We start from the raw sequence: 20974 nt of genomic DNA, 5'->3' as shown, positions 1-20974 counted from the left end.
CCTCGGCCGTGCCGTTCCAGCGGCTACGGATCGTGTTGTCGTTGTCCAGCGTCGCCCAGTGGCTCAGCGTCCCCGCGCTGACCGCGATGGCCGCGACGCTGACCCGCGACGACGACCCCGCCACCACCGCGCAGGCGGTCGGTGGCACGCTCGCGCTGATGCTGCTGCCGGCGGTGGTGCTCGCACCGCTCGGGGGCGTGCTCGCCGCCCGTGTCGACCGCCGGCTGATGCTGATGATCACCGACGTGCTGCGGCTGGTGGTCGTCCTGACGGTGCCGCTCGTGGACATGCTGCCGTGGACGCTCGCGGCGGCGTTCCTCGTCTCCTGCCTGAGCCTGCTGTGGGTTCCGGCGGCGCGCGCGTCCCTGCCCGCCCTGGCCCCGGACGAGGAGCTGCGTCCCGCCGCCCGCCGCACCGCGACCCGTGTGCTGCACGGCCCGGCCCCGGCCGCCGCACTGCTGTTCGCCGTCCTCGCCCTCATCGCGGGCGGGACGCTCGGCGAGGGCTCCCGCGCCGACCTCGCGCTCTACGTGACGGCGGGTCTCTTCCTCGTCGCGACCGCCGCCGTCGCCACGATCCGCGAGATCCCGGTGACCGAGCACGCCGCCGTCCCCTCGCCGCTGAAGCTGATCTTCCAGGGGCCGGGGACGGCCGCCGCGCGCGGGCTCGGCCTCGCGATCGCCGGCGCCTCCGTCACGGCGGCCGCGGTCGTGGCCGTGGCCCGCGTCCACACCGGCGAGCTGGGAGGCGGCGACGCCGGGTACGGCACGGTCCTGACCGGGCTCACCGTGGGGTTCGGTTTCGGGTTGTTCCTCGGGCCGCGCGCCCTCGTCCCGTTCAGCCGCCGCAGGCTCCTCGGCCTTGCCGTGATCGCCGCCGCGCTGGCGCTGGTCGTGCTCGCCCTCGTCCAGAACCTCGTCGTCGTCGAGTTCATGACGGCGTTCCTGGGTGTGTTCGCCGGCGCCGCCTGGTCGAACGCCAACGCCGCGGTGAACGACCCCGACGCGTCCGAGGACAGCCGCCCGTCCGCCTACCTGCGGTCGGTCGCGCTCGTCACCGTGCTGGTCGCGTTCGCCGCCGTCCCGCTGATCGCCGGGGCGCTCGGCTCCCACCGGATCGACATCGGCGGCGGCTACGACTTCCACGGGTCGAACGCCGCGCTGCTGATCGCCGCCGTCGTCGCCCTGCTGTCCGGGCTCCTCGCGTACCGGAGGCTGGACGACCGGCGCGGCATCCCGCTCGTCCCCGATCTGCGCGCGGCCCTGCGCGGCGAGATCTACACGCCGCCGGAGCAGGCCGTCGCCGCGCCCCAGCAGCCCGTCCGCCGCAACCGCGGCGTGTTCGTCGCGTTCGAGGGCGGCGAGGGCGCGGGCAAGACCACCCAGGCGCGGCTCGCCGCGATCTGGCTCCGCGACCACGGCTACGACGTCGTCACGACGCACGAGCCGGGCGCCACCAAGATCGGCATGCGGCTGCGCGCGATGCTCCTCGACCGCGACACGACGGGCCTGTCCGTCCGCGCGGAGACGCTGCTGTACGCCGCCGACCGGGCCGACCACGTCGCCAACGTGATCAGGCCGGCGATGGACCGGGGCGCGATCGTGGTCAGCGACCGCTACGTCGACTCGTCCCTCGCCTACCAGGGCTTCGGACGGCAGCAGCCCGTCGAGGACATCGCGCGGGTCAACGCGTGGGCGACCGGCGGGCTCGTCCCGGACCTGACCGTCCTGCTGGAGATCCCCCCGCAGGCGGGCCTGAACCGGCTGTCCGCGCCCGCCGACCGCATCGAGTCGGAGTCGGCGGACTTCCACGAGCGCGTCCGCGCGGGCTTCCACGCCCTCGCCGAGGCCGACCCGGACCGGTACCTGATCCTGGACGCGAGCCGCCCGCAGGGCGAGCTGAGCCGCGAGATCCAGTACCGCATCCGCGAGATCCTTCCCGACCCCGTCCCGGCCGGCACCGAGGACGTCACGAGCACGTTCCCGGTCATCACGGACTACTGATCCGGCTAGCCTCTTTCCCATGAGCGTGTGGGACGACCTGGTCGGGCAGGAACCCGTCATCGCGCAGCTGTCATCGGCCGCCGGGGGAACGGGCGGCCCTGCGCACGCGTGGCTGTTCACCGGGCCTCCCGGTTCCGGACGCGTCGCCGCCGCGCGGGCGTTCGCGGCGGCGCTGCAGTGCACGGAGACGCCGCGGGGATGCGGGCACTGCGCGTCCTGCCACCAGGTCCTCCAGGGCACGCACGCGGACGTGGAGGTCGTCCGCCCGCAGGGGCTGTCGTTCGGCATCAAGGACGCCCGCGCGCTGGTGCTGCGGGCCTCGTCCTCGCCGAGCGGGCACGGCTGGCAGATCGTGCTGTTCGAGGACGCCGACCGGGCCACCGAGGGCGCCGCGAACGCGCTGCTGAAGTCGATCGAGGAGCCGCCGGCGCGGACGATCTGGCTGCTGTGCACGCCGTCGCCGGAGGACCTGCTCATCACGATCAGGTCGCGCTGCCGGCTGGTGACGCTGCAGACCCCGCCGATCGGGGCCGTCGCCGACTTCCTCGTCCAGCGGGACGGTGTCGAGCGGGAGACCGCCGAGGTGGTGGCGCGGGCCGCGCAGGGGCACATCAGCCGCGCCCGCCGGCTGGCCTCGGACCCCCGGATGCGCCGGGTGCGCGACGACGTGGTGGCGATCCCGCGCCGGCTGACCGGGGTGAGCCCGGCGGTGGCGGCGGCGGAGACCCTCGTGAAGGCGGCCGAGGCGGAGCGGAACTCTCAGACCGCCGAGCTGAACGAGACGGAGACGTCCGCCCTTCGCAAGGCGCTCGGCGAGAGCGAGAAGGGGCGGATGCCGCGCGGCACGGCGGGCGCGCTCAAGGAGCTCGAAGTCCGGCAGAAGTCGCGGGCGACGCGCGTGCTGCGCGACGCTCTCGACCGGACGCTGCTCGACCTCGCGTCCTACTACCGTGACGTGCTGACGCTGCAGCTGGGGGCGGGCAGCGAGCTGGTCAACATCGAACTCGGCCCCGAACTGCGGACGGCGGCGGGGACGGGACGCCCGGAGGACACCCTCCGCCGCCTCGATGCGATCATGGACTGCAGGGAGAGGCTGGCGGCGAACGTCAACCCGCAACTGGCGTTCGAGGCGCTCGCCCTCGCCCTGCGTACCGGCTGACATCGCATCGCGTGACACTTGCGTACGGCTTACAAGAGATGTCCCTATTCGTTACATTTCCGTACGCGTCTCTCAACAAGCGCACAAGTAGCGTCTGCTGGCTGATCAACAGAAAAGCGGGCTAGTCACCCCCACGGCCAGGAGGTCTGCTTTGCGGCGAGCCTTGATTTCCGTCGCGTGTGCCGTCACCACCATGGCGGCTCTCGCGTTCCCAGCGTCAGCGGCTCCGAACCCAACGCAGGCGAAGGGTGCGGAGTCGGAGTATGTCGTCCTCTACAAGGAGGGCGTTTCTCTAGGTTGGGCCCACCAGGCCGTCAGGGCGGCCGGTGGCAAGGTCGTCCACGAGAACCGTGACGTGGGCGTCGCGACCGTCCGTTCGGACAACCCGGAGTTCATCCACGCCGTGATGAACCAGCGGGCGCTGGAGGGCGTCGCGCACAACCGGGTCATCGGCGAGGCACCGAAGACGAAGAAGAAGGCCGCCAAGATCGAGCGGCTGGTCGGCGTCAAGGGCGCGAAGAACAAGGTCGCCCTGACCGGCAAGCCGTCCAAGGACACCGAGCCGCTCGCGGATCTGCAGTGGGACATGAAGCAGATGCACGCGACGGCCGACGGCTCGTACAAGAAGGAGCCGGGCGACAAGCGCGTGCTGGTCGGCGTCCTCGACACCGGTGTCGACGGTGACCACCCGGACATCGCGCCGAACTTCAACCGGAGGCTCAGCCGGAACTTCACGCACGACATCCCGACCGACGCCAACGGCAACGAGGTCGACGGACCCTGCGAGTTCAAGTCGTGCGTCGACCCCAACAACTGGGACGACAACGACCACGGCACGCACGTCGCGTCCACGATCGCCTCGCCCCGCAACGGCCTCGGCATGGCCGGCGTCGCGCCGGACGTGTCGATCGTCAACCTGCGGGTCGGCCAGGACTCCGGCTACTTCTTCCTCCAGCCGACCGTCGACGGCCTGACCTATGCGGCCAAGAACGGCATCGACGTCGTCAACATGTCGTACTACATCGACCCGTGGCTGTGGAACTGCGGCAACAACCCCGCCGACAGCCCCGAGGACCAGCTGGAGCAGCGGACGATCATCAAGGCCGCCCAGCGGGCCCTCGACTTCGCGCACAAGCGGGGCGTCACGCTGATCTCCGCCGCCGGCAACGACTTCGTCGATTACACGAAGACGAACGACGACGCGACCAGCCCCGACTTCCCGTCGGTGCCGGGTGAGGAGCCGCACGACCGGACCGTCCCGGCGAGCTGCGTGTCGATGCCGTCCGAGGGCGAGCACGTCATCCCGATCTCGGCGACCGGCCCGAGCGGCCGCAAGTCGTACTACAGCAGCTTCGGCAACGGGTACGTCGCGGTGGCGGCGCCCGGCGGCGACAAGGTCGACAACGCGGACCAGCGTCCGGACGACAAGGGCGGCATCTGGGCGGCCTACCCCGAACGGCTCGCGAAGGCGCGCGGCGAGCTCAACGCCGATGGCACGCCGAACGTGCCGTACATCATCCGCAGCTGCAAGGGCGACAAGTGCGCCTACTACCAGTCGCTGCAGGGCACGTCGATGGCCTCGCCGCACGCCGTGGGCGTCGCCGCGCTCATCGTCAGCAAGTACGGGCACCGGGACCGCCAGGGCGGCCTGACCCTGGACCCGGGATTCGTCGAGAAGATCCTGCGCGGCACCGCGACCGCAAAGGCATGCCCGAGCCCCAGCACGACCGAGTACGTCTGGTACACGAAGTCGGGCGACGAGTGGGTGAAGCACACCTCGACGCAGACCTGTGAGGGCTCGAAGGGGCAGAACGGCTTCTTCGGCAACGGCATCGTGGACGCGCTGAACGCCGTCTCAAGCTGACCCTGTATCAGGCCACCCCAGGACACGGCCCCCGGCGACCCTGCCGGGGGCCGTGTTCTTTTCACCGAGGGACGATCTGGTGCGGTCTGTGGCAAGGTGAACACCGACCGTGTCTCGGACGTGGCGGGCGAAGGAGCGACGATGACCGAGCCGGAGGAGCGGCCCGGGGACACCGGCGAACCCCCGGCCGGACGGCCCCGTACGTGGCTGATCGTCGGCGCGGCGGTGGTGGCCGTCCTGCTGACGGGAGGCGCGCTCGCCGCGAGCTTCTACGCGATGCGTGACGAGGGCAACGCTGCGCAGTCCGGAGAGCGTCAGGTGGCGGTGTACTTCTGCATCCGCTCGTCGACCGCTCCCAGTTGCCGGGGCGGGGAGACGACGGATCTGATGCGGCAGACGGTCACCCAGCGCGTCAAGGCCATGCCCAAGGTGCGCAGTGTGGTGTACGAGTCGCAGCAGCAGGCGTACGAGAGGGCCAAGAAGGTCTTCAAGGACCGCAAGGACCTGCTCGACGCACTGAGTCCCGGCGACGTCCCCGATTCGCTGCGGCTGCGCGTCGCCGACACCGCGGGCGCCGAGGCGGTCAAGGCGGCGCTGGCCGGCGCCGCGGGCGTGGAGGACGTCGTGATCCAGCCGCTTCGCCCTCGGGCATGATGGAGGGATGCCGTACCGAGTCACCTTCGTCTGCACGGGCAACATCTGCCGCTCCCCGATGGCCGAATGGGTGCTGCGCCACCACGTCGAGGAGGAGCGGCTGGACGTCGACGTCGACAGCTCGGGCACCGGCAACTGGCACGTGGGCGACGAGGCCGACGACCGGACGATCGCGGCGCTCGAGCGGGCCGGGTACCGGTCGGCGCACATGGCGCGGCAGTTCGAACCCGGCTGGTTCGGCCGTTACGACCTGATCCTGGCGCTGGACAAAGGGCATCTGCGGGCGCTGCAGTCGATGGCGCCGGACGCGGAGGCGCGCGGCAAGGTACGGCTGCTGCGCGAGTTCGACCCGGACGCGGGCGGCGACCTGGACGTCCCCGACCCGTACTACGGGGGCCGCGCCGACTTCGACATGGTCTTGGAGCAGGTCGAGGCGGCGATGCCGGGCCTCTTGGAGGAGATCCGCACGGCGCTCAAGGAGAACTGACCAGGGTGCGGCTCGAACGTCTCCTCGGAACCGCGGTCGAGCATGTGCGCGACCTCGGCTCCAGCCATTCCTGGACGCTGCACAGGGCTTCCCTGGCCGACGGCCGCGAGGTGTTCGTGAAGGCGGCCACCGATAGGCCCGGCGTGTTCGCGGCCGAGGCGGCCGGACTGCGCTGGCTGGCGGAGGCGGGCCCCGGAACGCCCGTCCCAGAGGTCGTCGCGGCGGACGACCACATGCTCGTCCTGCCGTGGCTCCCGTCGTCGTCGCCGTCCCCGGCGGCCGCCGAACGGCTGGGGCGGGAACTGGCCGCCCTGCACACCGGGGACCGCCCGGCCGCCTACGGCGCGCCCTGGGACGGCTACATCGCCGACCTGCCGCTCGACAACACGTCCGACGACCGCGCCTGGCCGCGCTGGTACGCCGAACGCCGCCTCGAACCGTTCCTCCGGCTCGGCGCGCGGCACCTCTCGTCCGGCGACGTCCGTCTTGTCGAGCGCGTGATGGCGGACGTCGAGACGCTCGCCGGGCCGCCGGAGCCGCCGTCCCGCATCCACGGCGACCTGTGGTCGGGGAACGTCCTGTGGACGGACGAGCGGGCGCTGCTCATCGACCCGGCCGCGCACGGCGGCCACCGTGCGACCGACCTGGCCATGATGGCGCTTTTCGGGACACCGCACCTCGAACGCGTCCTCGCCGCCTACGATGAGGCCGCGCCGCTGGCGGACGGATGGCGCTCCCGCATCCCGCTGCACCAACTGCACCCGCTGCTCGTCCATGTGGCGCTGTTCGGCGGGTCGTACCGGGCCTCCCTGGTCGACGCGGCCCGTGCGTCGCTAGGCTGACGCGGCTTGCGACTTCGCTTCGATGTGGTAACTCCGCGTTCATGGGTGTTTGTCGCGATGTAGATGAGATAGAAACGACGGGCGATCCGGCAAGAGAGGCAGGTGCGAGGAACACCCATGGACGAAGGCAGGCGCGAGGACCCGGGAACCCGCCTCGGCTCGTGGAAGGGTCTCGTCCCCCTCGGCATGGCCGCCGCGGCCGCGCTGTTCATCGGCGGCGGCGTGGACGTGGTGCACCGCCACCAGCGTGCCGCCGATGAGGAGCACGACGCCAAACCCGCCGCGAAGGCCGAGAAGACGGAACCACTGTTCGTCGTCGGCGTCACCAAGCCGGGTACGGCGTTGGTGGTCCGGGACGTCCACACAGGCGCGAACGTGGGCCTGCCCGTGGCCGCGCCGGAAGGCCGCCGCTTCCACCGCGTCGCCGCGGCCAAGGACGGCTCCTACGTCGTCGCGTCCTACGGCGACCACAAGGTCACCTTCCAGCGCCTCCGCCTGGACGGCCACGGACGTCCCAAAGACCTCAAGGACATCCCGAACGCCACCGTCCCTGGCGTCTCCACGGCCTGGTCGGACCTCTCCCTAAGCCCGGACGGCGACCACATCGCCTACGTCACCTACAGAGGCGCACGCAGCCGCGTGGACGTGGTCTCACCCAAGACCGGCACCCACAAGGCGTGGACGACGAAGCTGCGCGCTCGCGTTGGAAGCCTCTCCTGGTCCGGCGCCACACTCTCCTTCGTCTGGAGTTCGGCCGGCTCGGCCAGACACCAGGTCCGCACACTCGACACCAACGGCGCCGCCGGCGACCTCAGGGTCAGCAAGGCCGTCATGCTCCTGCCCAGGGGCAGCTCCAACGCCGTCCTAAGCCGGGACGGCAACTCCCTCATCGTGGCCGTAGCGAAGAAATCCGAACTGACGCTCCAGACCTACACACTGCAGGGAAAACCCATCAAGGCCCTGTGGACCCAGAAGGTCAAGGGTGAGCTCACCGGCCTCGACGTGGGCCACACCGGCGGTGTCATCGCGACCGCAGGCGACCTGTACGCGCAGGGCGTCCCGGCCGTCCCAGGGGAGGATCTCGCCGACGCCGCCTGGTGAGACCTAGAGTGGGTCCCACGGAATCGGGCGAATGGAGCGAAACTGTGGGCATGGTGATGGCCGTCAGCTTCACCCGTTACGGTCGGCTCTACTACCTCGACCCCGGCGCGCACAGCCCCAAGGTCGGCGACAGGGTCCTCGTCCCGACCGACTCGGGTCCCGAGGTCGCCGAGTGCGTGTGGGCGCCGCAGTGGGTCTCCGACGACATCGGCGGCCTCCCCGAATGCGCCGGCCCCGCCACCGACGAGCACCTCGCCCGCGACGAGGCCAACCGCCGCCGCCGCGCCGAGGGCCGCTCCATCGCCAAGCGCCTGATCCGCAAGCACGAACTTCCGATGAAGGTCATCGGCGTCGACTACCTCGACGCCGACAACGTCTTCAAGATCTACTTCACCGCCCCGCACCGGGTCGACTTCCGCGCCCTCGTCCGCGACCTGGCCCGCGGCATCAAGGCCCGCGTCGAACTCCGCCAGGTCGGCCCCCGCGACGAGGCCCGCCTCCAGGGCGGCATAGGCCCCTGCGGCCGCGACCTGTGCTGCGCCACCTTCCTCAAGGACTTCGAGCCCGTCTCCGTCCGCATGGCGAAGGAACAGGACCTCCCCGTCAACCCCCTCCGCATAGCCGGCGCCTGCGGCCGCCTGATGTGCTGCCTCAAGTACGAGCACCCGTTGTATGTCAAGGCGCATGACAGCATGCCGAAGCTGGGATCCCGCGTGGACACCCCGAACGGCCCAGGCCAGGTGGTAGGCCGCAACGTTCCCGCAGACAAGGTCACAGTCCGCCTCAACAGCGGCGGCCGCTGCTCCTGCCCCTCAGCCTCAGTCTGCTCCCCCCGCCAACAACACGACGCCCTCTATGACCCCGCCCCGGACGGCGACACGGTCTGACCTTCCGCTTTTCAGAAGTGGCAACGACCGTGATCACGCGGAGGCTGCCGAGGTAGAAGGTGCCGCACGGTCGGCGCCGGTGCCCTGCGTGTGGGGCCGTTGCCGTCATTACGAGTCTCACGAACAAGATCCACGCCCGTCCAGCCCCGTCCGCTGACCTGTTAGACGGCCCTCCAGGACACCCTTTAGTTCCACGATCGTCCAACCTCGTCCAGACCCGCCGTTAGCAACCGCGTTGGCAATCGAGGTTCGGCAAGAGACCGGAATCGAACCCGCTGTCAGCTTGGGAATAGTTCCGATCTTGCCTGCTGGCCCCGTTGACCTGGCGTTGGCGTCACGACCTACCGCAAGTGACCGTGCTCGGGCAGCCGGCACCGTTGTCCCGAAGCGCCGGGAACGATGAACGTTGCACGCTGCCGTTGTTGCCGGACGGTCCCGGGTGACCCCGAGGCAGGCTCGGGTGTCGTGTTCCTCAAAGGAGAACCCCATGGGTGCTCAGAACTCGTCCAGCATGTCCCCCAAGGCTGCTGCGGAGAAGCTGGAGATCCTCCAGGACCTAGTCGCACGGGCCGCCGCTGGCAACCGGGAGGCCGGGAAGCTGGCCCAGGAGCTGGCCGGGCAGATGCTGCCGGCCCTGCGGAACATGGTGTGCGGGCTGATCATCGTGACCGCGAGCGAGACCATCGCCGCGGCGTTCGCGGAGGGCCTCCTCTCCATGGACGACCTCAGCAAGCCCTCGAACGACAACTGACGGCCGCCTTGTAGCCCTTCAAGGCGATCGCACACATCAAGGCAATCGACGAAAGAGCCAGCAAGATCAAGCTCTGACCTGCTGACCTCGGGGGGGCGGCCCAGCGTAACCACGCTCTGAGCCGACCCTTCCAACCCGAACCCCCGGCACACCGTGCCGGGGGTTCCTTATGTGCGCGGGGAAGGATCGGACACCCGCTCTAATGGAGTTCAAGGAGAAGGCGCCGCGGCTGGGGTCGCGGGTCAGTACGCCGGAAGGGGACGGTCAGGTGATCGGCTACAACGTCCCCGCCGACAGGGTGACGGTCAAGGTGGGCTCCCGCCGCTGCTCCTGCCCCTCCGCCTCGGTCTGCTCCCCCCGCCAACAACACGACGCCCACTACAACTCCGCCCCAGGCGACGGCACCGCCACCTGACCTGCGCGTTGCGGCGCGTCGATCCCGGCTGGTGCCATCACGGGAGGGACGCTCCCTGCTCGACGCCGTGCCGTCCTGCGGTCATGCCGGTGGGGAGCCCGGACCGGCGAGGCCGTGCAGCAAGAGCCGGGTGAGGGTGTCGATCACCTCGTCGTCGGAGCGACCTGACTTCGGGCCGCCGGTGAACAGCGCGTAGGCGAGCATTGACAGCAGCCCGCCCATCGCCGCCGCGACCAGTTCCGGGTCGCCGGGGAGCGGGTGCCCCGTCTCCCGTAGGTGCTCCAGGTGCTCGCGGAGCACCCAGGTGTCCTCTGTCAGGCGCCGCCAGAGCTCGCCGGCACCGGGGCCGGCGGCCATCGCCTGCTCGAACAGGGCGATCATGATGGGCCGGTTGTCCCGCATCAGGTGCCAGGCCACCGCCAGATGCTCGCGGAGCTGGTCCCGGTCCGTCAGGTCGTGCGGCGGGTGATCCTCGCCGGCGAGCCGATCGTGCGCATGGCCGTGCAGGTCGGCGAGCAGGGCCTGGAGCAGGTCCTCCTTGCTCGCGAAATGGTCGTAGAAGGATCCCGTGGCCCGGCCGGCCGCAGCCGTGATGTCCGTGATCTTCGTGTTGAGGTAGCCGCGCTCCACGAACTGCCGTCGGGCGGCCTCTTTCAGCGCCGCCGCGGTCTCCTCGGCCTTGGCCTTACGTACCCCCACGGGACCTCCCCTTGACGTCGTCATCGACGCGCCAGCATACTGAAGGCGTTTTCACCGAATACAGATTCAGTGAATGAGAATTCAGGGAGGTGTCCATGCGGGTAGCGGTGGTGGGCGGCGGGGTCGCCGGGTCGGCGAGCGCGATCGCGTTGGCACGGATCGGCGCTGAGGTCACGCTCTTCGAGGCCTACGAGGATCCCGCCGGTCCGGTCGGGTCGTTCGTCAGCCTGTCCGTCAACGGGCTGTGCGCCCTGGAGGCGCTCGGGTGCCTGGAGGCGGTTCAGCGGGCGGGCTTCCCGGTGGACAGGCAGCGCATGTGGTCCGGGAGGGACAGGCCGCTGGGCGACGTACCCCGCGGACGACGGGCCGATGATCCGCTGCGCAGCGTGACACTGATGCGCGCCGACCTGGTCGGTGCGCTTCGGGAGGAGGCGATGCGAGCCGGTGCCCGGATCGCGGTCGGCACGAGGATCACCACCGGTGACTCACACGATCCGCTGACCGCCGGCGCCGATCTGGTCGTCGGAGCGGACGGCATCTGGTCGGCCGTCCGCCGGACGCTGAACCCCAATGCTCCCGAGCCGCGCTACGCAGGCCTGTACTCGGTCTCCGGCGTCACCGACGGGCCCGTGCGTCTGCCCGGAGTTCGGCCGCAGGGATTCAACATGGTCTTCGCGCGCCGAGGGGCCTTCATCTACCTGCCCGCTCCAGACGGCACCGTGTGGTGGTCGGCTCAGGTCGCCGCGGCGGACCCGCCGGACCCGGCCGCCGTCGGCCTGGCGGAGCTGACCGAGTCGTTTCGTACCGAGCCGACGCCGCTCGCCATGCTCCGCGCCTCCTCGGCGGTGACCGCCGCGACTCTGCTGCACGTGCTCCCCCCGGTGGCACGCCGCCACGACGGCCGCACGGTGCTGGTCGGCGACGCGGCCCACCCGGTCGGCGCCGGGCAGGGGGCCTCGATCGCGATCGAGGACGCCGTCGCACTCGCCCGTGAACTGGCGGCGGCGAACGGCGTCCCAGCGGCGTTGGCCGCGTTCGACCGGATACGTCACGACCGTACGGGAAAGCTGGCCAAGACGGCGGCCGCCAACCGGGACGCCAAGACGGCGGGGCCGGTGGCTGCCCGCCTCCGCGAAATCATGATGCCGTTCTTTTTCAACCGCTTCTACGAGAAGGCCACGGGCTGGCTATACGACCACGACCCGGGACAACTGCCCGTGGCCCGAACATTCTGACCTCGCGCGGCCTTCGGCGCGGCTCTGCTCAACGGGGATGGGACGCAGAAGCGACGATGATCAGGCTCGCCGAGCTTGCGGGCCACCTCGAACCATCCGGGCAGGATGGGATAGTGCGGGCATGGATCTTCGAGCCCACGCCGACGCCTGGCTGGCGGCGTGGAAGGCACGCGACCTCGACGCGATCATGGCTTGCTACCCCGACGACGTCGACTTCGCCGCCTCCACAGTGGAGCGTCGCTGGGGCCGGCCCGATGGCCGCTGCCCGGCCCCGGCGGCTATGCGTTGCTCTATCGGCGGGAGAACGGCAACCGCGTGCTCGACGTCGTCGAGCTTGACCAGCACGGACAGACTGCCCGCGTCCGTGCCTTCTACGAACATGAGCAGCGGTAGCGTCAGCTGCGCCGTGTGATCGCCCAGGCCGACGTCCTCGTGCACGACGGCGTCTGGTGTTCGAAGAGTCCCCCATCGACCAGCCGCCGGCGCTCACCAGCGACACACTGGCCATGGTCCGCGACGACCAGGGCTGGAGCCGTCTGGTCCCGCTGCCCCTAAAGATCGACCTGCTCGACGAAGCCATCGCCGTCGTTGAGGCACTGCGCGCCGGCTGCCCGGACTTGAAAAGCGCGAGGGGGGACGGACGGTCTTCGCTGCAAATGCTGCACAAGGCGGCAAGGCTGAACGCCTAAAACCAGAGAAAGAGAGGTCTGGCATGAGTCAGATGCCCGACAGGCTCCGAGACGGGCTGGCGAAGCCAGTCGTCCTGGAGACCAATCGAGAGACCGCGGGCTGGGGTCTCTTCACCCCCAACCCGGAAGCCGTACTGACCGTGAAGTCCGGCGCGTGCGTCACCATCAACACCCTCAGCTGGGTCGGGGCGACCGCCCCCGAGGGTCCGGTCGCCTACTTCGAGGCACTGGGTGTGCCCGCCGGCCAGTTGCTGCCCGAGCTGATGGAAATGGCGGAGGTGCCGCGCCCGAACGGATCCAGTGGCCACATCCTCACCGGGCCGATCGGCGTCGAGGGCGCCGAACCGGGCGACGTGCTGCAGATCCGCATCCTGGATGTCTCGCCGCGAGTTCCCTACGGCGTGAACAGCACCGGCCCGGGCTCCGGGGTCCTTGACGATCTGCTGGACAGGCGAACTTTCCGTCTGTTCCAGCTCGATCCTGATCGGCGCTTCTATCCCTTCGTGGGCGGCATCGAGATTCCCTTCAGGCCGTTCGCGGGGGTTATGGCGGTCGCGCCGCCCCCCTCGGTCGGCGCCGTATCCGCCAACCCACCTGACAGGTGGGGCGGCAACATGGACTTTCGTGATCTCGTCGCGGGTTCGACGCTGTACCTGCCGGTCTTCCAGCCGGGCGGCATGTTCTACACGAGCGACACCCACGGCGCGCAGGGTCACGGAGAGGTCAACCAGACCGCCATCGAGCACTCGATGGCGGTGACCGTACAGCTCATCGTGCACAAGGGTGGCGTCCTGACGTTTCCGCGTGCGGAAAACGACGATCACGTCTGGTTCATGGGGATCCACGCGGATCTCTACAAGGCCATGAAGATCGCCAACCAGGAGGTCGTCGACTATCTCGTCAACGTCATGGCGATGAGGGATGTCGAGGCCTACAGGTTCTCCAGCCTCGTGGTCGACTTCAAGGTTGCCGAGGCGGTGAACGGCAACAAGGTCGTCGTCGCCGAGGTCCACAAGGACCGGCTGCGGCCTCTGACGGACGGGGCCGGCGTTCCCGTTGTGGGTGGCGGGCTCCACTCGCCTGCCTGAGGTCCACTGAGCTCTAGCTCCGTGGGTCTGTAGTACAAGGCGTCCCGGCGGAAAGGCGGCATCAAGCCGCCCACTGCCGGGACGCTTCTCCTTCTACGGACGCCCGTCTACTGCTCGGTGAGAGCGACCGCACGGGTCAGGGCGCGTTCGGCGGCTTCTGGGGTTCGTCGGCCCAGGCCGCATGCCGGGGACACATCGACCGTGCGGCCGAGGACGGTCTCGACCGTGCGCAGGACCTGCCGCTGCTCGTCCAGGCTCTGCTCCTCGTGCACCAGGCCGGCGATGAGGCGGACATCCTGCGGCATTCGGGCGAGCCGTCCGAGATCTCGGTAGAAGCCGGGCTCCGGCGCCGGTGGCTCGTCCCCGGCGGCCAGCGGGACGTGCACGTACTCCAGAACTCGGCCCTCCGGCCACGCTCGGAGAAGTGCTTCCGTCAGGGCGACCAGCGGCGCGGTGGACTTCATGCGCTTCAGCGCCTTGTGGTTGAGGTCGCCGACGCACAGGTGGACGCCGAACCGGGTGCCGGGCGGCGCGGCGGCGGCCAGCCGGGTCATGCCGCGCGCGAGGAACCGCGCCGCCAGTCCGCGCAGCGGCGCGGGGGCCGTGGTCACCATGACCAGTTCCACCGGGAACTCGAGCTGGAAGAGCACGTCGTTCCCGCCCTGCTCGGCGATCTCGTTGATCTCCCGGATGAGCGCCTGCCTGAACGGCGCGCGGCGGGTGAAGGCACCGGCGGGTCCGAAGGTGAAGAGGGCGAGATCGAGGTCGCCCGGGATGCCGACCTGGAAGGACAGGCCGTCCAGCCCGTGTTCGGTGCGGATCTCCTTGAAAACGGCGTAGCTCTCCTTGGCGTCCCTGACGTGGCCGAGGTCGAGGGAGTCGGCGGTGAGCCGGTGCCCCCTCCTCATCTTGAAGACCGGCGCGTCGTCGTATCCCGACCAGTGGCCGTCCTTGCGGAGGACGACGTCGGGACGGCTCCTGAAGGCCTCGATGATGTGGACGACCCAGTTGCGCCGCTCGCCCACCTCGCCGTCCGCGAGCGTTCTCAGGTGCCGGCCGGTCTTCTGGACGGCGGCGGTCATCGCCTCGCGCACGTTTTCGGCCGGATAGCTGCCGACGAGATGGATAGAGCGTTCCTGCACGAGGTCACCTCTAGAACGGGGGGCCGGCACCGAGGGCCCCGCAAGAGTAAGTGCTCGTGAGCGCGCTGTAAACGACGGTTTGGCGCGTGCCATCTGCGGTCGGCTGGGCGAGCGCCGACCCCCGTAGGAGGCCCCGTGAGACTGCGCGTACCCGCTGCCGTGGCCGCGACGGCTACTACTTCCTCACCGCGGGTGGTTGTGCGCAGGTGGGGACGCCGCTGTTCGCCGACGCGGGCCTGACCGTCCAGCTCGGGACCGTCGTCGCGGTCACGGACGCCGCCGTCGGGCTGGCCCGCTACGTCGAGCCTCAGGTCGAGAGACCCGGGAGCGTGCTCCTCTATCCCGGGTCCCAGGACATCACCGCCGCGGGCAGGCCGGTGGTCGGGCAGCGGGTCTGCCGCAGCAGCCTCATCACCGGCCTGCACTGCGGCAGCGTGACGGCGGTCAACGTTTCGGTGAACTTCCCCGAAGGGGTGATCACCGGCCTGGCGAGCACGAACATCTGCACCGAACCCGGAGACTCTCCGGGGGCGCCCTACTTCGCCGGCGCCACCGCGGTCGGGATCGCGATCGGCGGCGTCGGCGATTGCAGCAGCGGCGGGTCGTCCTTCTTCCAGCCGATCGTCGACGTGCTCAGCGCCTTCGGTGTGAGCGTGTACTGAGCCGTCCAGGCGGTGACCGGGCGGACGCACCGCGGTCAGCGCTTCGGGAGGAACTGGGCCAGGGCCGCGGTGACGGCGCAGAAGGCCATGACCGGCAGGAGTGACGTCCTGAAGGCGTCCGCGACGCTGCCCAGGGCTCCGTAGAACACGATGCCGACCAGGGCGACGCCGAGGGCGTTGCCCACCTGCTGCGCGGTCGACAGGACACCGGCGGCCGATGCGGCGTGGCGGTCCGTCACGCCCGACAGGACGATCGCGGAGAGCGGCGCCAGGACGAAGCCCATACCCGCTCCCGCGAGCGCCAGGCCCGGGATGAGCCAGCCGATGGGGTGCCCGATCGCGGTGAGCAGCAGCAGGCACCCGGCAGCCTGCACTGCGGCGCCCAGAGCCAGCACCTGCCGTCCCAGGCGGGCGGCGACGGCCGTGGCGCGGGTGGATGCGGCGAAGTAGCCGGCGCCCAGGGCGACGAACAGCAGGCCCGATTCCAAGGCGCTGAGGCCGCGTCCCTGCTGGAGATACAGGGCGAGGTAGAGGAAGAAGGACGCCAGCGCCAGGGTGTAGACGAGCGCCAGGCCGCTGCCGACGCGGAACGCGGCCTCGCGGAACAGTGAGGGGGCGACGAGCGGGGCCTTGCCGCGGCGCTGCGACAGAGCGAACACGGTCAGCAGGACGGCCGATGCCCCGAGCGACGCCCACGTCCAGGCCGGCCAGCCGAGGCGGCGTCCCTCGATCAGCGGCAGGACGAGCGCGATGAGGCCGAGCGTGACCAGGACGGTTCCGGCGACGTCCAGCCGGGTGCCCGAGGTACGAGGCTGGGACGGGACGGTCCTGCGGATCAGCGCCAGCGTGACCACGCCCACCGGGACGTTGATCAGGAAGATGCTGCGCCAGCCGGTGCCGAACAGGTCGGCCTGGATCAGCACGCCCCCGATGAGCTGCCCGAACACGCCCCCGAGACCGAGCGCCAGGCCGTAGGCGGTGAACGCGCGGGCGCGGCGCTCGCCGGTGTAGACGCCGTTGATGATGCCGAGGACCTGCGGCATCAGCAGCGCGGCGGCGACCCCCTGCACGACCCTTGAGGCGATCAGCGCGCCGGGGGACGGGGCGAGCCCGCACGCGAGCGACGCGGCGGTGAACAGGGCGAGGCCGAGCGCGTACATCCGGCGGCGCCCGAACAGGTCGCCGAGCCGCCCGCCGGTGATCAGCCCGCCGCCGAGCGCCAGCCCGAAGCCGGCGACCACCCACTGGATCGCGGTCGCGCCGGCGCGGAGATCCGCCTGGATGTCGGGGATCGCCACGTTCACGATGAAGAAGTCGAGCGTCGTGATGAAGATGCCGGTGAGCAGGACGAGCAGGCTGGCGGTCGACGCGCCGTGCTCGGGCGCCGCCTCCCGCCGCCTCAGTTCCGGAGTCGCCGTGTGCGACATGTTTCTCCTCAGGTCGTCGTGTACGTCTCGACGATCGCGCCGGAGGGGTCGTCAAGGCGATGACGTGAGAGGTAATGCGGAGTGGTCCGGCCCGGCGATCCACCGGTACCTCGCCCGGCGGCTCGGCCGCGACCTGGCCGACGAGCAGTCCGATGGGTGAGCTCCACCGCATGTACGACGACGTGCCCCCACCCAGCCCGGTGGTCCTGGCCGAGGGCCGGGCGCGCTGGTCACCCTCGCCCGGGACGGCGGACCCCGCCGCGCGCGACCCCGGCGGTACCGCGGCCTGCTGGCGGTCGCCCTGGCCGGCGCGGTGGCCGCCGGGGCCGTAGTCGTGGCGGCGCGGGACTCGGACGGCGGCGGTCCTCGCGAGTTCCGGCTGGTCAGCGCCCACGAGGTGCTAACCCGTGCCGCAGCCGTCGCCCACCTGGAGCCCGAGCTTCACCCCCGCTCATCTGTGGCTGGTGCGCGAGATGCCGAGGATGCTGAAGCACTGGAAGTCGCAGCTCAACGATCCCCCCGCCGCCACCCCGAGCGCGGGCAAGCCGTTCGGCGACTGGAACTGGTACGGGATGGGCGAACTCGTCGGGGACTACCTGCCACCCGAGCTGCGCGCGCAGGTCTTCGAGTTCCTCAGCGACGTCCCGCGGGTCAAGGTGGACGAGCGTCGCCACCGACGCCCTCGGCCGTCCCGCCGTCGCCCTGTCCCAGGACTCCGACGGCGGCCGGCTGGAGCTGATCTTCGATCGCGCCACCTACCGCTTCCTGGGCAGCCGCTACCTCGATCTGACGCCCCGCCCGAAGGGCGGCGACCCGACCGGCCTGCCCGAGAGCGGTGCCGGTGAGGTGAAGACCACCGTCCTCCAGGTCAAGGCGGTCGACCGCCTCCCCACCCGATCCTGATCCCACCCGATCCTGATCCCACACGGCGGCCCGGCATCCCCGCGATGCCGGGCCTGCCGATGCGCGCATCGTCCATGCAGCCGAGCGGCTCATGGACGTCGCGTAATTCGGTTGTTCGGTTCGCCGGGGCTGTTTAGCGTCCCGTTGCATGAGTTCACCGGTGCCGGACGGGCCTGTACGGCTGCTTGGAATCGACGACCTGGCCGCCTGCCAGCGCCTGGCTGAAGACCGCGAGTGGGGTCGCGAAGACCACAAGTGGCGGTTCCTGTTCTCGGTCGGCGACATCTATGGCATCGATGACGGGAACGGTGAACTCGCCGCGACAGTGGTGTCGACTCCATACGGCAAGGACGTCGCGGCCATCAGCATGGTGCTGGTCGCCAAACGCTTCGAACGCCGTGGTCTGGGCGGCCGCATCATGCGCTACGCGATGGACAATGCGGGCACGTCAAGCCTCTGCCTGACCGCGACCGAGTACGGGCGCCCGCTGTACGAGCGTCTGGGATTCCGCTCCGTGGGGTTGTGCACGACCTATAAGGGGACGGCTGAGGAGACGTCCGAGCGAAGCGTGTCCGTGCCGGTTGAGGCTGCGGATATGGCTGCGGTCCACGCGCTCGACACCGAGGTCTTCGGCGCCGACCGCGCACGGCTGGTCGAGGGCCTGCCGTCGTTCTGCGCGACGTTCCGAGTCGTCCGGGACGAGACCGGCATGGCGGGGTTCGGAGGCGCGTGGTGGAACGACGGACGGGCCGTGATCGGTCCCGTCATCGCCCGGGACAGCGAGACCGCCCTCACCCTCGTGGACGAGGTCGTCCCGGCCGGCCCGATCCGCCTGGACATCGACCACCGTCACCCGGAACTGATCGCCTGGTCCGAGCGGCACGGCCTCAGCCCCGCCTTCACCACCACGATCATGGAATACGGTGACGCGATCGAGAGCGACCCGTCCCGGCTCTACCTCCCCGTGGCCCAGGCCCTCGGCTGACCTGGTCTGGCCGGGCACATCTAGCGGTCGGCGGGTTTGCCCAGGAATCCGGCGAGGGTGCCGCGGTTGCGCTGGAGGCCCTCGATGCGTGCGTCCAGGGCCGCCAGTTCCCGGTCCAGAAGGTCGCGGATGTCCGCGCACCAGTCGAACTCGGGCCCGTCGTCCCGGGTGCACGGGAGCACCGACCGGATCACGTCGGTGGACAGGCCCGCGTCCAGCAGGACGCGGATCTTCCGCACGGTGAGGACGGAGCCGTCGTCGTAATGGCGGTACCCGTTCGGGCCGCGTGCGACGTCGAGAAGGCCCTGCTCCTCGTAGTACCGCAGCAGCCGCGAGCTGACCCCGGTACGCCGGGACAAGTCCCCGATCAGCATGCCACCGTCCCCGCTTGACCTTCTCACCAGTGTGAATGCCTAACGTCGTTCCGTAAGCGATCATTCCGCTCTGCTTGGGGACACGCATGACCTCTCTTGTCGTTCAACGCAACGGCCGCGCGGCGACCGTCGAAGAGTTGGCGCCGCTTGCCTTCGCGGGCTATGCCCACTTCACCGCCATGCAGGTGCGCGGAGGCCGGGTCCGGGGCCTCGACCTTCATCTGGAACGGCTGAGGTTCGCCTCGATGGAGCTGTTCGGCCGAGCGGTACCCGATGATCGGGTGCGGTCCTGTTTGCGGGCGGCGCTGGAGGCGGGGCCGGCAGACGTCTCCCTGACGGCGACCATGTACTCGCCGCCGGGGGAGTTCACGACGGACGGGAGTGATCGGGAGCCCGACGTCCTGGTCCGTAGCGGGCCGCCAGCGTCCGGCCCGTCGGGACCGCTGGCGCTGGCGACGGTCGAGTACGAACGGGTCCTGCCTGCGGTGAAGCACGTCGGTGAGGTGGCCAAGACCTACTTCCTACGTCGGGCCGACCGGGACGGGTTCGACGACGCCGCCTTCGTCGACCGCCGGGGTCGGCTCAGCGAGGGGACGATCTGGAACCTGGCCTTCTGGGACGGCGACGCCGTGGTGTGGCCCGACGCGGAGATGCTGGTCGGGACCACGATGGGCATCGTCCGCCGGCAACTGGACCGCTTGGGCGTCCCCCAGCGCGTCCAAGAGATCACAGCCGCCGACCTGCCGGCGCCGGCCGGTGCCGTGGTCATGAACTCCTGGACGCCGGGTGTCGCCGTTCACCGGATCGGCTCTGTGCCCATACCCGAAGCACCGCGCTTCCTGGAACTGCTTCACCAGGCCTACCAGGCCGAACCGCTCACCGAGTTCTGAGGTGCGCGAGCCCTGCCCGCAAGATCTGCGGGTCAGGCTCGGGGGGCCAACCGCCGCAGGGCGTTCGCCGCGAGTTCCGCAAGGTGCCCGGGACAGTCCCAGCCCGCGACCGTCGGGCGAGGGTTGTCCAGGTCGTACTCCTCCATGTCCTCGCCGTCCTCCTCGGCGAAGGCGCGGTCCTCCAGCCAGTCGTCCAGCTCGTCCCAGCCGTCTTCGCCGTATGCGACGGCTTCGATGACGGACGGCCAGCGCTCGAAGGCCGGTTCGCCGGGATGCCCGGATTCGTCGTGCGGGCAGCGCGTGTTCAGCGCAGCGTCGTCGATCGAGGCGAACGCCTCGCGGCACAGCGTGACGATCGCCGGCCCCATCCACTGTTGCTCGCCCTCACCGAACGGGGTCATCACGTAGAGGGCGAGCACCAGCGCCGCGCTGTCGTTCGCTGATCCGGCAAGGAGTCGTCGTGCCAGCCAGACGACTGTGAGCCGGTTGTCGCCGACGACGGGCAGATGGGAGAACTCGTCGGCCCGGGCGCGCAGATCACGCTTGAGCGCGCCGGAGAAGTCGATTCCGCCGTCCTCGTCCAGGTAGAGCCCGTCCAGCCGACCGACGTCGGGAAGCCCGCCCTGGCCTGGTTCCTCAGCCAAGATCACAGCCGTTGGGACGCTTCAGTCGCTCACAACGTTCCAGCCCCGCCGTCGCGGGCCGGGGCACGTCCCG

Annotated in this window: 23 protein-coding genes; 17 read left to right on the top strand and 6 right to left on the bottom strand. The window is 70.3% G+C overall.

Going from position 1 to position 20974, the window contains the following annotated elements:
* Positions 1–32: 32 nt before the first annotated feature.
* The 10 genes from tmk (at position 33) to ACQPXG_RS43485 (ending at position 10163) form a co-directional block, all read left to right on the top strand.
* The gene (tmk, locus tag ACQPXG_RS43530) at positions 33–2003 is read left to right on the top strand and encodes a dTMP kinase (protein ID WP_433470161.1); all 1971 of its coding nucleotides are present in this window, start codon (positions 33–35) and stop codon (positions 2001–2003) included.
* Between the two features lie 19 nt (positions 2004–2022).
* A complete protein-coding gene (locus tag ACQPXG_RS43525) occupies positions 2023–3162 on the top strand; it encodes a DNA polymerase III subunit delta' (RefSeq protein WP_433464986.1) in 1140 nt (379 codons plus the stop codon).
* 193 nt (positions 3163–3355) lie between these two features.
* Positions 3356–5026 (top strand): S8 family peptidase, encoded by a 1671-nt coding sequence (locus ACQPXG_RS43520; RefSeq protein WP_433464985.1) that lies wholly within the window; start codon positions 3356–3358, stop codon positions 5024–5026.
* A 141-nt stretch (positions 5027–5167) separates the two neighbouring features.
* A complete protein-coding gene (locus ACQPXG_RS43515; RefSeq protein WP_433464984.1) occupies positions 5168–5680 on the top strand; it encodes a permease-like cell division protein FtsX in 513 nt (170 codons plus the stop codon).
* Positions 5681–5687: 7 nt separating this feature from the next.
* Positions 5688–6167: a low molecular weight protein-tyrosine-phosphatase gene (locus tag ACQPXG_RS43510; protein WP_433464983.1), complete on the top strand. Its 480-nt coding sequence runs from the start codon at positions 5688–5690 to the stop codon at positions 6165–6167.
* Positions 6164–7009 carry a fructosamine kinase family protein gene (locus tag ACQPXG_RS43505; RefSeq protein WP_433470160.1) on the top strand — a complete coding sequence of 282 codons (846 nt, stop codon included), beginning with the start codon at positions 6164–6166 and terminating at the stop codon, positions 7007–7009. The genes ACQPXG_RS43510 and ACQPXG_RS43505 overlap by 4 nt, the downstream gene beginning before the upstream one ends.
* Before the next feature lie 117 nt (positions 7010–7126).
* A complete protein-coding gene (locus ACQPXG_RS43500; protein ID WP_433464982.1) occupies positions 7127–8110 on the top strand; it encodes a TolB family protein in 984 nt (327 codons plus the stop codon).
* Positions 8111–8160: 50 nt separating this feature from the next.
* Positions 8161–8997 (top strand): PSP1 domain-containing protein, encoded by an 837-nt coding sequence (locus ACQPXG_RS43495; protein WP_433464981.1) that lies wholly within the window; start codon positions 8161–8163, stop codon positions 8995–8997.
* Between the two features lie 487 nt (positions 8998–9484).
* Entirely contained in the window at positions 9485–9748 is a 264-nt protein-coding gene (locus tag ACQPXG_RS43490; protein WP_433464980.1) for a hypothetical protein, read from the top strand.
* Positions 9749–9950: 202 nt separating this feature from the next.
* Positions 9951–10163 carry a hypothetical protein gene (locus ACQPXG_RS43485; protein WP_433464979.1) on the top strand — a complete coding sequence of 71 codons (213 nt, stop codon included), beginning with the start codon at positions 9951–9953 and terminating at the stop codon, positions 10161–10163.
* 81 nt (positions 10164–10244) lie between these two features.
* Here ACQPXG_RS43485 and ACQPXG_RS43480 read toward each other — a convergent pair whose 3' ends face one another.
* Entirely contained in the window at positions 10245–10862 is a 618-nt protein-coding gene (locus ACQPXG_RS43480) for a TetR/AcrR family transcriptional regulator (RefSeq protein WP_433464978.1), read from the bottom strand.
* A 95-nt stretch (positions 10863–10957) separates the two neighbouring features.
* Here ACQPXG_RS43480 and ACQPXG_RS43475 point away from each other — a divergent pair, with 95 nt between their 5' ends.
* A complete protein-coding gene (locus ACQPXG_RS43475) occupies positions 10958–12097 on the top strand; it encodes an FAD-dependent oxidoreductase (protein WP_433464977.1) in 1140 nt (379 codons plus the stop codon).
* A gap of 195 nt (positions 12098–12292) precedes the next feature.
* Here the strand turns inward: ACQPXG_RS43475 and ACQPXG_RS43470 are convergent, their stop codons facing one another.
* The gene (locus ACQPXG_RS43470; RefSeq protein WP_433464976.1) at positions 12293–12535 is read right to left on the bottom strand and encodes a hypothetical protein; all 243 of its coding nucleotides are present in this window, start codon (positions 12533–12535) and stop codon (positions 12293–12295) included.
* A gap of 11 nt (positions 12536–12546) precedes the next feature.
* Here ACQPXG_RS43470 and ACQPXG_RS43465 point away from each other — a divergent pair, with 11 nt between their 5' ends.
* Together ACQPXG_RS43465 and ACQPXG_RS43460 are read left to right on the top strand one after the other, a co-directional pair.
* On the top strand, positions 12547–12786 hold the full coding sequence (locus tag ACQPXG_RS43465) for a DUF6196 family protein (protein WP_433464975.1): 240 nt from the start codon (positions 12547–12549) through the stop codon (positions 12784–12786).
* Positions 12787–12809: 23 nt separating this feature from the next.
* Positions 12810–13874: an acetamidase/formamidase family protein gene (locus ACQPXG_RS43460; protein WP_433464974.1), complete on the top strand. Its 1065-nt coding sequence runs from the start codon at positions 12810–12812 to the stop codon at positions 13872–13874.
* 107 nt (positions 13875–13981) lie between these two features.
* Here the strand turns inward: ACQPXG_RS43460 and ACQPXG_RS43455 are convergent, their stop codons facing one another.
* Positions 13982–15016, bottom strand: coding sequence for a hypothetical protein (locus ACQPXG_RS43455; protein WP_433464973.1), 1035 nt, complete (start codon positions 15014–15016; stop codon positions 13982–13984).
* A gap of 86 nt (positions 15017–15102) precedes the next feature.
* On the opposite strand from ACQPXG_RS43455, the gene ACQPXG_RS43450 reads away from it, so the two are divergent.
* Entirely contained in the window at positions 15103–15678 is a 576-nt protein-coding gene (locus ACQPXG_RS43450; RefSeq protein WP_433464972.1) for a S1 family peptidase, read from the top strand.
* Positions 15679–15713: 35 nt separating this feature from the next.
* Here the strand turns inward: ACQPXG_RS43450 and ACQPXG_RS43445 are convergent, their stop codons facing one another.
* Positions 15714–17105 carry an MFS transporter gene (locus ACQPXG_RS43445; protein ID WP_433464971.1) on the bottom strand — a complete coding sequence of 464 codons (1392 nt, stop codon included), beginning with the start codon at positions 17103–17105 and terminating at the stop codon, positions 15714–15716.
* Positions 17106–17257: 152 nt separating this feature from the next.
* Between ACQPXG_RS43445 and ACQPXG_RS43440 the strand changes: the two genes are divergently transcribed.
* Together ACQPXG_RS43440 and ACQPXG_RS43435 are read left to right on the top strand one after the other, a co-directional pair.
* Positions 17258–17437 (top strand): hypothetical protein, encoded by a 180-nt coding sequence (locus tag ACQPXG_RS43440; protein ID WP_433464970.1) that lies wholly within the window; start codon positions 17258–17260, stop codon positions 17435–17437.
* A 719-nt stretch (positions 17438–18156) separates the two neighbouring features.
* The gene (locus ACQPXG_RS43435) at positions 18157–18993 is read left to right on the top strand and encodes a GNAT family N-acetyltransferase (RefSeq protein WP_433464969.1); all 837 of its coding nucleotides are present in this window, start codon (positions 18157–18159) and stop codon (positions 18991–18993) included.
* Positions 18994–19013: 20 nt separating this feature from the next.
* On the opposite strand, the gene ACQPXG_RS43430 is transcribed toward ACQPXG_RS43435, so the two are convergent.
* Complete coding sequence (locus ACQPXG_RS43430; protein WP_433464968.1) at positions 19014–19367, bottom strand: MerR family transcriptional regulator; 354 nt, start codon at positions 19365–19367, stop codon at positions 19014–19016.
* An 86-nt stretch (positions 19368–19453) separates the two neighbouring features.
* Here ACQPXG_RS43430 and ACQPXG_RS43425 point away from each other — a divergent pair, with 86 nt between their 5' ends.
* Positions 19454–20257, top strand: a complete 804-nt coding sequence (locus ACQPXG_RS43425; RefSeq protein ID WP_433464967.1) for an aminotransferase class IV family protein — start codon at positions 19454–19456, stop codon at positions 20255–20257.
* A gap of 32 nt (positions 20258–20289) precedes the next feature.
* Here ACQPXG_RS43425 and ACQPXG_RS43420 read toward each other — a convergent pair whose 3' ends face one another.
* A complete protein-coding gene (locus ACQPXG_RS43420; protein WP_433464966.1) occupies positions 20290–20901 on the bottom strand; it encodes a hypothetical protein in 612 nt (203 codons plus the stop codon).
* Positions 20902–20974 lie beyond the last annotated feature (73 nt).

This window comes from Spirillospora sp. CA-128828, assembly GCF_050945415.1.
Classification (GTDB): domain Bacteria; phylum Actinomycetota; class Actinomycetes; order Streptosporangiales; family Streptosporangiaceae; genus Spirillospora.
This window is presented reverse-complemented; position numbering and strand designations above follow the sequence as displayed.

Coding starts and splice junctions, on each gene's coding strand:
- ACQPXG_RS43525 (WP_433464986.1), top strand. CDS start 2,023: ATGAGCGTGTGGGACGACCTGGTCGGGCAGGAACCCGTCATCGCGCAG.
- ACQPXG_RS43520 (WP_433464985.1), top strand. CDS start 3,356: ATGGCGGCTCTCGCGTTCCCAGCGTCAGCGGCTCCGAACCCAACGCAG.
- ACQPXG_RS43515 (WP_433464984.1), top strand. CDS start 5,168: ATGACCGAGCCGGAGGAGCGGCCCGGGGACACCGGCGAACCCCCGGCC.
- ACQPXG_RS43510 (WP_433464983.1), top strand. CDS start 5,688: ATGCCGTACCGAGTCACCTTCGTCTGCACGGGCAACATCTGCCGCTCC.
- ACQPXG_RS43500 (WP_433464982.1), top strand. CDS start 7,127: ATGGACGAAGGCAGGCGCGAGGACCCGGGAACCCGCCTCGGCTCGTGG.
- ACQPXG_RS43495 (WP_433464981.1), top strand. CDS start 8,161: ATGGTGATGGCCGTCAGCTTCACCCGTTACGGTCGGCTCTACTACCTC.
- ACQPXG_RS43490 (WP_433464980.1), top strand. CDS start 9,485: ATGGGTGCTCAGAACTCGTCCAGCATGTCCCCCAAGGCTGCTGCGGAG.
- ACQPXG_RS43485 (WP_433464979.1), top strand. CDS start 9,951: ATGGAGTTCAAGGAGAAGGCGCCGCGGCTGGGGTCGCGGGTCAGTACG.
- ACQPXG_RS43475 (WP_433464977.1), top strand. CDS start 10,958: ATGCGGGTAGCGGTGGTGGGCGGCGGGGTCGCCGGGTCGGCGAGCGCG.
- ACQPXG_RS43460 (WP_433464974.1), top strand. CDS start 12,810: ATGAGTCAGATGCCCGACAGGCTCCGAGACGGGCTGGCGAAGCCAGTC.
- ACQPXG_RS43445 (WP_433464971.1), bottom strand. CDS start 17,105: ATGTCGCACACGGCGACTCCGGAACTGAGGCGGCGGGAGGCGGCGCCC.
- ACQPXG_RS43440 (WP_433464970.1), top strand. CDS start 17,258: ATGGGTGAGCTCCACCGCATGTACGACGACGTGCCCCCACCCAGCCCG.
- ACQPXG_RS43435 (WP_433464969.1), top strand. CDS start 18,157: ATGAGTTCACCGGTGCCGGACGGGCCTGTACGGCTGCTTGGAATCGAC.
- ACQPXG_RS43430 (WP_433464968.1), bottom strand. CDS start 19,367: ATGCTGATCGGGGACTTGTCCCGGCGTACCGGGGTCAGCTCGCGGCTG.
- ACQPXG_RS43425 (WP_433464967.1), top strand. CDS start 19,454: ATGACCTCTCTTGTCGTTCAACGCAACGGCCGCGCGGCGACCGTCGAA.